Source organism: Blautia sp. ZXY-1-B12, from assembly GCF_056339915.1.
In genome coordinates this window covers 1-14,023 of the sequence record NZ_JBWJVP010000194.1, presented here as the reverse complement: position 1 = coordinate 14,023, position 14,023 = coordinate 1, and the positions used below count along the sequence as shown (strand labels likewise).

Below are 14,023 nucleotides of genomic sequence, written 5' to 3'. Positions count from 1 at the left end.
ATTTCCTTTTCCTCCTTTTAGCTTAAATCATCACTGATTTTCATTCTCTTTCTGTAATAGAAAAGGAACATAATAAACATCGCAGTAAACATCATCGTTGACAATGCAGACGCAGCGCCAACATCAAAGGTCTTCATTGAATACCTGTAGATCATGATTGGAAGTGTCTCTGTTGCATAGTTCGGTCCTCCCTCTGTCATAACCCAGATAAAGTCGAAGTTAATTGCAGTCCAGATAATATGAATAAATACAATTACAAGCGATACAGATTTCAACTGTGGTAAAGTAATTTTGAAAAATCTTGTAAACATTCCAGCACCATCTACTGCTGCCGCTTCATTCAAATCTGCTGGAATAGACTGCATTGCAGACAGGAATGAAATTGTATAATACGGGAAAGATCTCCAGATATTTACAAAAATTACAGTTGCCATTGCATATCTGGAATCACCAAGAAAATTAATCTTTTCAGAAATAAGTCCCACTTTCAGAAGCAGGTAATTGATAATACCAAAGTCTGGATTTAACATCCAGTCCCATGTCATACCTGCAACAATAATCGGAACCAGCCATGGGATAAATACTAAAGTACGGAAGATTGCTCTTCCTTTAAATTTCTGATTCAATAAAACTGCAGTAAGCATACCCATAATATATTCACCAGCTACAGAAAATACTGTCCAGAAAATTGTGTTTCTTATTGCCTGTGCAAAGTGTTCATCTGATACTACTTTCTTAAAGTTATCCAGACCGGCAAAACCTGTCATACTCTTATTGATCAGATGTACGTGTGAAAAAGCATCATGAAGAACCTTTCCCAGAGGATATGCAATCAGGCAGGCAAGGAAAATAAGAGCCGGCAGTAACATAACCAAAGCATATCTTCTTGCCTGCTGATCTCTTGTCAGTTTTCCGTCCGTTTTTTTCAGTAATTTTGACATATATAGCCTCCTATCTAAACATTTTCAGATAAGAAAAGCTGGAATGCTTTCACATCCCAGCATTTCTTTTAAAACGTTTATTCGCTCAGTTCACCATTTTCCTGTAAAGATGCATTTACGGCGTCACTCAGCCAGGAAGCTGCTTCTTCTGCAGCTTTACCTTCCTGAAGGACCTTAGCAATAGAATCTACCATTGCCTGATTGATTCCGCTTAATGTTACAGGAGGGAATGTTACACCTGTGTCAGCCAGTGCTGAGAAGTCTTTACTCCATTTGGAATCTGTAGATACATCAGAACGTGGGGATCTGTCAGCAAATGCTGCTTCCTGCCATTCTTTGCTGCAGAATGCTGTTGCAAGATCAAATGCTTCGTCCTTGTTCTCGCTGCCTTCCATAATAAACATTGGTTTACACTCCATGTATGTAGCAGGCTGTCCATCAGCTGGGTATGGAATCGGAGCTACAGATACATCACCCATAGTATCCGGGTTAGAAGATTCTCTCTCTGCAAGCCAGTTACCAGTTACATATGTTGATGTGATTCCTGTTGCGAAGTTTTCATCTGTTTCTTCCCATCCCCAGTTTTTAGCACTGGAATCGATAATCTTGTTGTCAATCAAATCCTGATAGAACTGGAATACTTTTGTTGCTTTTTCAAGTTCATCTTTGTTTTCATTCCATGTGTTTTTGTATTTTCCATCATCCTGTGCAGATGCGATTTCCAGACCGTACTGTGCAAGATAAACCAGAAGTTCCTGAGAAGCACGAACGCCTGTGCATGCAACCTCTGTCAGATATTTACCATTATTATCATAGTAATCTGACTGAGCAAGTAAATCTTCCCATGTTGCAGGAGTTTCGATACCTGCAGTTTTCAGATCGTCATCATGTACCAGATATGCTCGAACTGTCATTTCATATGGGATACCAATAACTTTGTTATCAATTGTCATTGCATTTACAACAGAATCTGAAAGAGCATCTTTGTCTTCCCATTCGTTGAATTTGTCTGTAAGGTCAGCTACGATTCCCATGTTGTAGAATTCACCAACATATTCCGGAAGTCCCCAGATCAGATCTGGTACATTTCCACCTGCTGCAGCTGTCAGGATTTTTTCATGAAGCATATCATAGGTGAAATTTGTCTGGTTTACAGTATTTCCTGTTTCCTCTTCCCATTTCTGAATCATTTCCTGGCTTGCCTTTTCTGTGTCAGCGCCCTCTGTCCAGCAAGTCCATAATTCAATTGTTTTTCCTCCGTCTTTTGCAGATACACTTACCGGTGCTACCATCGTTCCCACCATTGCTGCAACCATAATTGCGGATACTACTTTCTTAAACATTCCTTTTCCTCCTTGTTTATTTTTAGTGATTTGGTATATTTCATACGATGTATATAGCATACCTTTTGTATATTTACAACAATTTAGGAGGGACTTCCAAATAATACCACTCTTTTCAATTAAAAATCCCACGTAAAATTATCTGTTGTTCTTCTTATATTTTGCAGGACTGCATCCATAAAAATCTCTGAATTTGTCCGTAAAAGTACGCACATCCTTATAGCCAACCTGACTGGCAAGCTCATAGGTTTTCATGTTTGTTTCCATCAGATACTGTAATGCTTTTTTCATTCTGACTTCCAGCAGATATGCCTTAAAATTCTCACCTGTTTCTTTCTTGAAAAAGGCACTGAAATAATAAGGATTCATATAAACCATCTGTGCCATTTTTTCCAGTGTAATATCTTCACTGAAGTGTTCCGAAATATATTCTTTTACTTTAAAAATGGAATCATTCTCCTGGTTTCCTTTGTAAAATACACATTCATTTACAAACCGTTCCATAATACTCTTAAATTTTTTCTTCAGGTCTTCATATGTATTTTGTCCTCTCAGTGCTTCTACTTCTCTTTCCAGTTTCTTCCTGTTTTCCTCATCAATTACTTTACATTCCAACAGATCATGACATACATTCATCGCCAAGATAATACATCTGCTTTCCACTGCATAACAGCTTCCATAATGAAGATTCCTTATAATTTTCAGACTTTCGTCAAAAGAATCCTTCCAGTTTTCATCATGTCCTAATATTTTCTGAGTCAGCTCTTTACACTTCTTTTCAAACTCTTCAAAAGAATAATTATATACTCTTTCTACGCTTTGATAATAAATCGTTTCTTTCTGAGTAAAATAGTAAATACCAGCAGAGAATTTAGCAGTTTTATAAAGATATTCCACCTTATCTGCCTGCGTTGTAATTTCCCCGATTCCTGCTATCAATTCTACTCCATATTTCCCATAAACGATTTCTCTGATTCTGGAAATAATTGTTTCGGTTTCATTCTGCAAGTCTGTAGAATATAATACCAGGATGATAGTGCTACTATTTTCACTTCTTTTGGTTACAAATCCATTCCTGTTTTCTTCCAGATATTCTTCAATCTCCTTAAAAACTGCAAATCTCATTAATTCAAAACGGTTACTGTCCTGAATTCTCTGTACCAGATCACCTTTCAGCACAAAGCAGACACCTGCAAAATATTTCCCTTCATTCAATAATTCTTTTGAAACATGCAATTTTCTTTTTTTTCTTTTTACCGGAAAATTATTAATCTCTTTAAAAACGTTCTCTACATTTTGCTGTTCAATCTTCCAGACTGCCTCTGGCTGTTCCTGAACAATCTGATCCTTTGCCCTGTTGATTGCATTTTCCAGTTCTTCTACAGAAACAGGCTTTAGAAGATAGTCCACTGCCCCATATGTTACAGCCTCTTTTGCATAGGAAAACTCTTGAAATCCACTCAGAAAAATAACCTTTGTTTTCAGCTTACGTTTATTTATTTCTTTTAAAACATCCAGTCCTGTCTTTTCCGGCATACTAATATCCGATATAATAATGTCTGGTTCCAGAGTATCCAGCAGATTCAAAAGTTGTTCTCCATCTTCAGCCTCCCCGACAACCTCCGTGTCCATCTTTCCCCATTCCATCATCTTTTTCAGACCACGTATAATTAGTGGTTCATCATCCGCAATGATAATTCGGTACATCTTAAACATCCTCCCAGATTAATGGCAGCCAGTATTTTACAATGGTGCCCATTCCTTCATATGCATCAATTTCCAGTCCGTACTCATTTCCGTACAAATGTTTAATACGGTCAGAAACATTTTTGACTCCTATGCTCATTCCTTTAATATCCTCTTCTGCTATTCTGGCATCACTCTTTAATAGTGCCTGAACTTCTTCCAGCCTTTCTTTATTTATTCCCACGCCATTATCCATAACTGTAATCTCAAGAAAATCCATATTTTGTTTCGCCTGTACTACAACCTCTCCAGGTCCTTTATTCGGACGTAACCCATGCTTGACAGCATTCTCAACAACCGGCTGAATAATCAGATGCGGTACTCTGCATTTCCATAATTCCTTTGGTATTTCCACACTCAGAGAGAATCGGGAATCGTACCGCACTTCAATCAGTTTAAAGTAATTGGAAATACATGCGATCTCCTGCTGCAAAATAACCATATTGCCGGTTGTCCCGATCAGATATTTTAACTGCCCGGACAAACTGTCGATCATAGTAGCCACCAGCATGTCATCGTTTGTGATTGCAGACATTCTTATGACATCCAATGTATTATACAAATAGTGTGGCTGGATCTGTCTTTTCAGTGCTTCCAGTTCTGCATCTCTCTGTCTGATTTCCGCAACGTATGCCTTCTGAACATATTTGTTCAGATTTTCAGCCATCTGATTCATTCCATTTCCAATATCCTGAAACTCATCATTTGAATCAATATGTACTCTTGCATCCAAATCACCCTTTTCAATACAGCTCATGGTCTCTTTCAGCATCTGTACAGGTTTATTTAGTTTCTTTGAATAATACATATACACAAGCGCCAATAAACTTACTCCAATCACGATCAACAGCATTGTTGTATTTCTTATCATCTTGTAGGCACCTTCAATCGTTCCTGGTATTACCCTGTCAATAACAAGCCAATTTGTACCATCAACCTTCTGATATACAAGACATTCATTTTTCTGCTCCAGATATCCACTTTCCTTATTTTTCATAGCATCCAGGAGAATTCCATCATTTTGAGCATTTATTCCTTCATACTGTTTCTGTGAATGATAAATATATTTTCCGGAAGCAGAATCTACTACATATATTTCATGGTTTGTTCCATAACTTTCCTGTGTCAGCATCTTTTTTAAATAATCCGCCGAAATATCAATAAACAACGTCCCCAGAACTTCTGATCCTGCTTTTCGGATTGTAGCTGTATTCATAATATTTCTGTAAATTGTAAAATCATTTTTCTGTGAATTTCTATAATATTTTGTTTCATGAGTGGACATGATCTGTACATTTCTGGAACCTATCAGATAATGACTCTTATACCATTCCTGCATTTCCTGTTCATCGATCAGCAATTCCGGCGCTTTCATAGAAGAATACATTTTTCCATCCGGAGTAACAAAAAATACATGATCAATTGCCTCATTCATATACAGGATTGTCCGAAGAATTTTTGTAATCATTGCATTCCTCCCTGTTTCAGACATTCCCGTATCTTCAAACAACTCATAAAAATAATCATAATCAGAAACACTACTCTTATAAATATATTCCGTATCATCCGCAATTTCGGTTATAAGATCCGAAATATTCTTTGCCATAATCTGATCTGTCATAGAAAAATTTCCAAGAATATTTTCATACATCGTATTTGAATATACATTATAGATCAGCATTCCCATGAGCAAAAAAGGAATCAAACCCATAAACAGAAACATAATTACCAGTTTTGCGTAGAAACTCCTGAATCTGATCTGTGGTTTTTTCATAAAAATTACTCCTCCTGTGCCTCTCTGTCCCATGCCTGATCTATTTCTTCAGCAGTCTTTTCTACCGTATATTCTCCTGTATACAGTTCTTTTAATATCTTGTTGACATCAGTCAGAAAAGACGATGCTGTTCCCTGCATTCCCAGATACACTGTATTCTTATCTGCATATCTGTAATCTTTCAGAAGTTTCTGCTGAGCAGAAGGTGCCGGATAAATAATCGCCTCCTTCGTTACCGGAAGCCCATACATTCCCTGTATCATACTTCTGTAATTTTCTTTTGTGTAAAAAAATTTCAGAAACCTCTGTGCAGCCTCTTTTTTTCTGGTATCTTCTGTACATGTCTCTGACAATGCCCAGTAAGCATTATTTCTCGTCAAAGCCGTAAGATGTCCATTGTCATTTCCCAGAAAAAACCATCCCAGACGATAAGTTACCGGATCCTGATCTTCTGGAATTTCCTCTCCCAGAGGAGTTTTATCCGATTCTGTAGACATTGGATATGCATCTATTATCTTGGTAAAAAGCCAGGGTCCCGCATATATCATTGCAAACTGATTTTCCGTCATTCTGGTTACAATCTGGTTCTCTGTCATATTTTCCGAATCTTCCAGAATATATCCTTTTGAAAAAAGTTCCTTTAAATCTTCTAACATATGTATGGATTCTGCACTTGTAAATTTCACGCTTCTCTCTTTTCTCATTTCCAACCAGTCCGGATTCTCTTCCATAATATCTTTCTGGAAGAAATAATTAAGCCAGTATGTCATATTTTCTTCCTGATTACCACCAATCGCCAATGGACAAATTCCTTCTGCCTTCAACGTATCACAAATTTGAATAAATTCTTCATAAGAATTCGGTATTTCCAGACCATATTTTTTAAATATATTTTTATTATAAATTACACCATTTGTGGTCGCATATATCGGCAGACCATAACTCTTTTTATTAATCACAATTACATTGGTCACCATATCACTTACCTCTGCATCAATTGCCCCCAACTTTCCCGCATCAGCAAACGCATCAACATTTTCCAGCTCAAAAATATCAGGAAATTCGTCCAGTGCCTCCTTTACCTTAAGTTCGTTTTCACAGTTTGCTTCTCCTGAATTTTCTGTGTTAATAATAATATCAGGGTTCTGTGCCATAAACTCATCGCATAAAGTTTCCATCGCTGCCACCCATGTTACATCTGAACCAGAATACAAAAGTGAAAGTTCAACTATATCCTCTATACTGTCACTGTCTTCTGCCTTTACCTCTTTCATATTTGCACTCCCGATTAAGCTTCCTATAAGAATCACAATAAAAAACATACCTTTTTTTATTCTCATTTACATAATCTCTCCCTTTAAGTTTCTATCATTTTCAAGACTATATCTGATGTTTCTGGTGTCAGTTGTCATATTTCGTGCATGAAGTCCCCTATATGCAGACGGTGTAAGTCCATAAAATTTTTCAAAAGTATAAGAAAAATGCTGTCTGCTGTTATATCCGGAAGCAAATGCAATATCCGTAATTCCAAAACTACTATTGCAAAGCAGAAATACTGCCTGCTCCAATCTTTTCTGGTTTATATAATGATTGATCGTACATCCTATCTTGTCTGTAAACAATGCCTGAAGATATGATTTGTTAATATCCACATATGCCGCAATTTCTGGTATGCTGATTTCTTCCAGAAAATGTTTATCTATATAATCACAAGCTTTTTTCAAATAAATAACTCCTTGTGTGTTCTTCTTTAAGCTTATACAATATGTTAATTCTACCATCGTTCTACTAAGCAGAAGTCCAAAAAGAAACTCTTGATCATCCACCTTATTCTGGCTTTTCTGAAGATAGGAGAGCAAATCTTTTATTGCATATCCAAGACTTCTTCCATCATTTGCAGCGATATATCCCTGTGGCATCTGAAAACATTTCTGAAAATCCCGAATCTTCTCAAGCAAGATTTCTGCCTCCACTGCCGTTTCTTCTGAGGTCAGCGCAAACTCCAAATTCAATACAGAACACGGCCTCCCCTCTGTAATTTCCAGTTGATGCTGTATTCCGGGCAAAATATAAATAAACTCACTGGATTTCATTCGTAACCATTCATTCTGACAAAAAATCCTGCATTCTCCCGACGTTACATACATAATTTCAAAACTATCATGAGCATGACATTTCATATGATATTTTACCAACGATAACGCATAAAATGCAGTTACTTTAAAATACTGTTTCTCTTTTTGAAATATTCGATACATGACCAACTCTCCTTGTGTACCAATAAATTGATTTCCTGAACAATCTCGCATCTATAACAATCCTAACACATTTTTTGCTTTTTTACATCACACTCAAAAATTAAATGCGATAATATCTTGCATTTCATTATACAGCCGATAATAACTGTCACCAAACTTCTTAATAGACTATATACTGTAAAAAAACACAGGAGGGATTTTTATATGAGTTTTAAAATTGCATTTATTGGTGCAGGAAGTCTTGTATTTGCCAGAACATTATTTACAGATATTATATCTGTACCTGAATTTCACAATATCGAAATTGCCTTCACTGACATTAATCCGGACAATCTTGAAAAGACAAGAAAATTATGTCAGAGAGATCTGGACGCAAACAATATTCCAATCAAAATTGAAGCAACAACCAATCGTCGTGACGCCTTCAAAGATGCACGTTATATTGTTAACTGTGTGCGTATCGGTGGGCTTGAAGGATTTGAAACAGATGTAGAGATTCCATTGAAATATGGAATAGACCAATGTGTAGGGGATACCTTATGTACTGGTGGAATTATGTATGGACAGCGTGTTATCGCAGAAATGCTGAACTTTTGTAAAGACATTCGTGAAGTTTCCGAACCTGGAGCAATCATGCTGAACTATTCCAATCCAAACGCAATGGCTACATGGGCCTGTAACAAATATGGAAAAGTCCGCACTATCGGACTTTGCCATGGCGAAATTCACGGAGAACAGCAGATTTCAGAAGTTCTTGGTATTCCAAGAGAAGAGCTGGATGTCATCTGTGCCGGAATCAATCACCAGACCTGGTACATTTCTGTAAAACATAATGGAGAAGATATGATTCCTAAACTTCTGGCAGGATTCGAAGCGCATCCTAAATTCAGTCAAGAAGAAAAAGTCCGCATTGATATGTTAAAACGTTTCGGATACTATTCTACCGAATCCAATGGACATCTCTCCGAATATGTAGCCTGGTACCGCAAACGCCCTGATGAAATCAAAGACTGGATTAATCTTGATAACTGGATAAACGGCGAAACTGGTGGATACCTCCGTGTTACACGAGAAGAACGTAACTGGTTTGAAACAGATTTCCCGAAGATTCTGGCAGAACCAGCAAAAAAATTAGATGGTTCTGAACGAAGCAAAGAACACGCTTCTTATATTATTGAATCTCTGGAAACAGGACGTCATTACAGAGGACACTTTAATATTATGAATGAAGGATGCATCACAAATCTTCCATGGGAATCGGTAGTTGAAGTTCCCTGTTATGTAGATGGAAACGGAATCAGCATTCCTAAAGTAGGTGACCTTCCACTTGGCTGCGCAGCAGTATGCTCACAATCAATCTGGGTACAAAAGCTGGCAGTTGAAGCTGCAGTTCATGGCGATATACAGCTTCTGAAACAGGCAGCTATGATGGATCCACTGACAGGTGCTGTATGCAACCCACCTGAAATCTGGCAGATGATTGATGAAATGCTGGTCGCTCAGGAACAATGGCTTCCACAGTACACAGAAGCAATCAAAGCGGCCAAAGAACATCTTGCAAATGACCCGCTGATTCCAACAAAAGATTACCATGGTGCTGCAAGGCTCCGCGAAAAAACCCCTGAAGAAGTAGCCGCAGAACGCGATGCACGTAAAATCACAGCCTGATTTTTCCAGAATGCTAATATACGAAAAATATACAAAATACAGCATGCTTATTAATACATATATCCTTCTAAATACAAAAGCTGACACATTCATCTGTGCCAGCTTTTTGTATTTTATCTGTAAATTTATATCAAATAATTCCCTGTCACTTCTCAGAAACAATTTATACTGTTTCTAATACTGGCAAAGCCCTGCCCTATGCATATTGCATTTTTTAACCGAATCAAGTAAGTCCCCTGCTTCAATTGCAAATATCCGCTTGACTTGAAACGTATGACTTACTTATTTTTAATCAGTCTATAGCAATTAAAACAGGAAACTTTCTCAGTTCAGCTAAAATCTCGTACGTTTATTCACATATTTCGCCTTATACTTAGAATAAACAATCGTCTGATCCTTATACAATCCATAATATCCCGAAGCCGCATAGCTGATAGAAACCGCAATCAGATAAAAGGAAACGCCCTTAAATCCAAACATCTCAAATGCGATCAGAATCGATGTAATCGGGCAGTTCGTTACTCCGCAGAATACTGCTGCCATTCCACATGCCGCGCATATAGACGGGGAAAGTCCCAGCCAGTTTCCCATCATACATCCAAAAGTAGCTCCTATACAGAACGAAGGAACAATTTCCCCGCCTCGGAATCCTGCACGCATTGTCAATGCAGTCAGTACCAGTTTCCAGAAGAAGTCCAGAGGTCTTGCCTGTCCTTCCTCCACTGCCTTCTCAATCAGCTCTGCACCTGCGCCCATATAATCTGAAGTTCCCAGAAGTAATGTAATTCCAATCACCAGACAGGATCCCACAACTACACGCACATATGGATTCTTAAACCACCTTCCATATGCTCCGGCAACTCCATTCAGCACCATACAGAATACAATACTAATCACTGCACATCCAACAGCGATAGCACCCATTTTCAAACCCGTTTCAATAGTCAGCTTCGGAATATCCACTACATGAAAAGTCTCCGGTGTAACTCCCATTCCTGCCGCAAATCCGGATGCAACCAGGGAAGCAATCATACAAGGCATCAAAGCTGTATAATACATCACTCCTACACTGACTACCTCCAGTGCAAAAACAGCCGCAGCCATCGGTGTTCCAAACAATGCAGAGAATGCTGCACTCATACCACACATAACAATTACATGTCGGTCTTCCTCATCCAGATGAATCCAACGTCCAAGCTGATTGGCAATACTTCCACCAAGCTGTATTGCCGCACCTTCACGTCCTGCAGAGCCACCTGCCAGATGCGTAAGTGCTGTAGAAATGAAAATCAGAGGTGCAGATAAAATCGGCACATCGTCCTGTGATCTCACAGTAGAAAGCACCTGATTCGTACCTCCATCATCCTTACCAAATTTCTCATACAGGTATACAATAATTAATCCCATCACCGGAAGCAGATAGAACATCCATTCATTTTCTTTCCTGCAATTTGTCACACTCTTCAGCACAAAAGAAAACAGTGTACTCGCCGCTCCTGTAATACATCCTACAAGTACCGCGATCATCAGCCATTTTACAAGATTTCCCACATCACGCTGAATCTCACTACTATAATATTGAAGCTTTTTTTTCAGTAAGCTTTTCGCTTCCGTACTTTGTTCTTCCGTGTCATTCTCCTGATCTGCACGCTTTTCCTCTTTCTCCATTTCCCCCTCTTACCTTTCCTTATTATTTTACATACAAATTTGCTATTTCTATTTTAGCATACATTTTCCATATCTGCCAGAAAGATAAGACAGAGAAAATAAAGGTTATTGGAATTATATGTTACTGTTCACTCCGTTCACAGTAACGTAGCCAAAATTCATTCCAGATTGCCTGCGGCAATGGAATTTTGGCTTGTATGTCTCGGGATTTTGGCATATTCATGCCAAAACACCTCGCGGAATAGTGGTGTGTGAACAGTAACAATTATATTACTGCTCACTCAGGCGTAGATTCACAATTGTATCCGATAACTTACTTAATTCGTTTAAAATGCAGTACATATATTAACGTTTTTCCCAACGTCTTCCTTCTCTGCAAAAGGTCCGGGAATTACCTTGGAACCTCTGTGTCCTCCAAAGTAATCGGTATCAAATGTTATCGGTGTTCCATCCGGATTTTCGAAGAATTCTTCCGGCTCAAAAGCTTTTCCCAAAACTTCTGTATTGATCATACGTCCGGAGAAATCTTCAAGAATCTCATATATATTTGTATCCAGGAAATATTTTCCGTCTTTCTCTGTTAATTCTACCTTCACATTCTCAGAAGAAACGAACCCATTTTTCTCATGTTTCCATGCCTTTGCACCATTAAGATAAACATTTCCTTCACTCCATACCGGTAAATGATCAAAATGAACTGATTCCAGTTTCTTCATGTCTGCAGGTTTTGTAAAATCAAACTGTGAAATCCATTCATCATACGTTGGATACTCATCAAACATCCAGGTTCCGACTTTTCTGTTTTCAGAATCAAATCCATCATCAGAATCATGCATTGTAATAAAATCTTCTGAAGGCCATTTCTGGACGAAAATATTATTATAGAAACGATCATCTCCATGAAGTATAGTCATAAATCCCATAACCTCTGTACGATGAGGCATATGATATGGTGTATAACGCCAACTGGTTCCTTCGCCTACACAAGTTAAAGCACCGCAGATCAGATTATGTACCATAGCAACACCCTGAGTAGCAAAACGCAGGCTGGCATCTGATAAAAGGATATTGTTATCAATAAGAGTAGGACCATGACCTACTTCAACAAAAATATCCTGGCACATCATACCACCTTTCAACTGTTTAGCAAATGCCGGACGCTGATTGTCATGGAGCAGGTTCTGAGAAAGTCGTGTACCCTGAGCTTCCCAATCACACCAGATTCCCATAGTACAATGATGAATATGATTTCTTCTCATAATAACATCAATTGCAGCATGCATTTTAATTCCGGCAATTTCTGCTCCGCCCAATTCCATCATATTGTTGATATGGTGAATATGATTATCCTCAATAATACTGAATACACCACCCATACGCCCGATAATACCACCCTGCTCACAGTGGTGGATATTGTTTCGGCGGATAATATGACTTCCTACTTTTTCCTTAAGCCAGCCATGATACTGTCCACGGCATACCGCGTCTCTTTCCATTTGAGTTGGACTCTTAACATATTTATTAGTAAAATAATGATCATTTTCCGGATCATAATATTTTCCAAGAGAAATTCCTGCACATTTGCTGTTAGAAATTTCGCAATCCTCAATGATCCATCCTTTACTCCAGTGAGGCCCGATCATGCCATCCTGATAAGCTGCAGGCGGTGCCCAGGTAGTTGCTGCTTTTGTAACTACGAAACCACTGACTGTGATATATCCAACACCTGTTTTTGATGGCATAAAGCATTCACGGCGTACATTAATTTCTACATTTTCCTCATTTGGATCTGCTCCATGAAAATTCGCATAAATTACTGTCTCATCTTTTTCCTGATCCTGTTCTGTGTACCATTTATAAGTAGATTCCTCCGGAACCCAACTACACTCATAAACCTCGGCTTTAATACATTCCTCTACACTTCCAGCCTCATAAAGTGCTCGGTTATTAAGATATACACATCCTGTATGTTTGTCAGCTTTAGCAAAATACCAGTCTCCATATACCATAGTTGTATATGGATTATAGTTGCCAAAAAGACTGTTCGCAACACGGCATACCCATACGTTTTCCTTATAAGGAACCCATGACTGAATTCGTTCTGCTCCGGTAATAACTGCCCCAAGAGGCTCTACACTCCTGTAAGTAATTCTGGCATCCTCTCTACCCGCATGAACAGGATCTACATATTCCCGATAAACTCCAGGAGCTACCCAAACTTCATCCCCCGGCTGTGCAATTTTTGCTGCATCATTAATATGACGAAACGGCATCTGTTCTGTACCATTACCATCATGACCAGCATTTACATTTACATAAATCTTCATGAAAAACCCTCCCATATATGTTTCTATTATAGCAGTCCTCGTAAATAATGCATTTAAGATAGTTCAGCATGATTTCACACTCTGATGGGCTGGATTAAGATGTATTATTTTAGAGGATTAATAGATTCTATAAATTTTGCTTATAATTTTAAAACCCATTTTCCTGCAAGACAATATATTTTTAATCCCACTTTCTATAATTTTCTATGTACATGGTCAGAAGTTTCAGACATTCCTTTCTATAGATTTTTGCACACAAAAAAACCAGCTAGATGATAGCTGGTTTTTACTGTACCTT

9 protein-coding genes are annotated in these 14,023 nt (G+C 38.2%); 1 reads left to right on the top strand and 8 read right to left on the bottom strand.

Annotation, left to right across the window (positions count from 1 at the left end):
- Nucleotides 1-17: 17 nt before the first annotated feature.
- The 6 genes from AC075L_RS11395 to AC075L_RS11370 all read right to left on the bottom strand — a co-directional run bounded on the left by AC075L_RS11395 (nt 18) and on the right by AC075L_RS11370 (nt 8,062).
- Nucleotides 18-941, bottom strand: a complete 924-nt coding sequence (locus AC075L_RS11395) for a carbohydrate ABC transporter permease (protein ID WP_055060616.1) — start codon at nt 939-941, stop codon at nt 18-20.
- 77 nt (nt 942-1,018) lie between these two features.
- On the bottom strand, nt 1,019-2,284 hold the full coding sequence (locus tag AC075L_RS11390) for an extracellular solute-binding protein (protein WP_476387691.1): 1,266 nt from the start codon (nt 2,282-2,284) through the stop codon (nt 1,019-1,021).
- Between the two features lie 138 nt (nt 2,285-2,422).
- The gene (locus AC075L_RS11385) at nt 2,423-3,991 is read right to left on the bottom strand and encodes a response regulator transcription factor (protein WP_161234123.1); all 1,569 of its coding nucleotides are present in this window, start codon (nt 3,989-3,991) and stop codon (nt 2,423-2,425) included.
- 1 nt (nt 3,992) lies between these two features.
- Nucleotides 3,993-5,804, bottom strand: a complete 1,812-nt coding sequence (locus AC075L_RS11380) for a sensor histidine kinase (RefSeq protein WP_161234124.1) — start codon at nt 5,802-5,804, stop codon at nt 3,993-3,995.
- 5 nt (nt 5,805-5,809) lie between these two features.
- On the bottom strand, nt 5,810-7,144 hold the full coding sequence (locus AC075L_RS11375) for an ABC transporter substrate-binding protein (protein ID WP_055060612.1): 1,335 nt from the start codon (nt 7,142-7,144) through the stop codon (nt 5,810-5,812).
- Complete coding sequence (locus AC075L_RS11370; protein ID WP_055060611.1) at nt 7,145-8,062, bottom strand: AraC family transcriptional regulator; 918 nt, start codon at nt 8,060-8,062, stop codon at nt 7,145-7,147.
- Between the two features lie 204 nt (nt 8,063-8,266).
- On the opposite strand from AC075L_RS11370, the gene melA reads away from it, so the two are divergent.
- A complete protein-coding gene (melA, locus tag AC075L_RS11365; RefSeq protein WP_476387690.1) occupies nt 8,267-9,730 on the top strand; it encodes an alpha-galactosidase in 1,464 nt (487 codons plus the stop codon).
- Nucleotides 9,731-10,063: 333 nt separating this feature from the next.
- Here melA and AC075L_RS11360 read toward each other — a convergent pair whose 3' ends face one another.
- Together AC075L_RS11360 and AC075L_RS11355 are read right to left on the bottom strand one after the other, a co-directional pair.
- The gene (locus AC075L_RS11360) at nt 10,064-11,398 is read right to left on the bottom strand and encodes a chloride channel protein (protein ID WP_022380440.1); all 1,335 of its coding nucleotides are present in this window, start codon (nt 11,396-11,398) and stop codon (nt 10,064-10,066) included.
- 326 nt (nt 11,399-11,724) lie between these two features.
- Nucleotides 11,725-13,725 carry a right-handed parallel beta-helix repeat-containing protein gene (locus tag AC075L_RS11355; protein ID WP_215680178.1) on the bottom strand — a complete coding sequence of 667 codons (2,001 nt, stop codon included), beginning with the start codon at nt 13,723-13,725 and terminating at the stop codon, nt 11,725-11,727.
- Between the last annotated feature and the right edge of the window lie 298 nt (nt 13,726-14,023).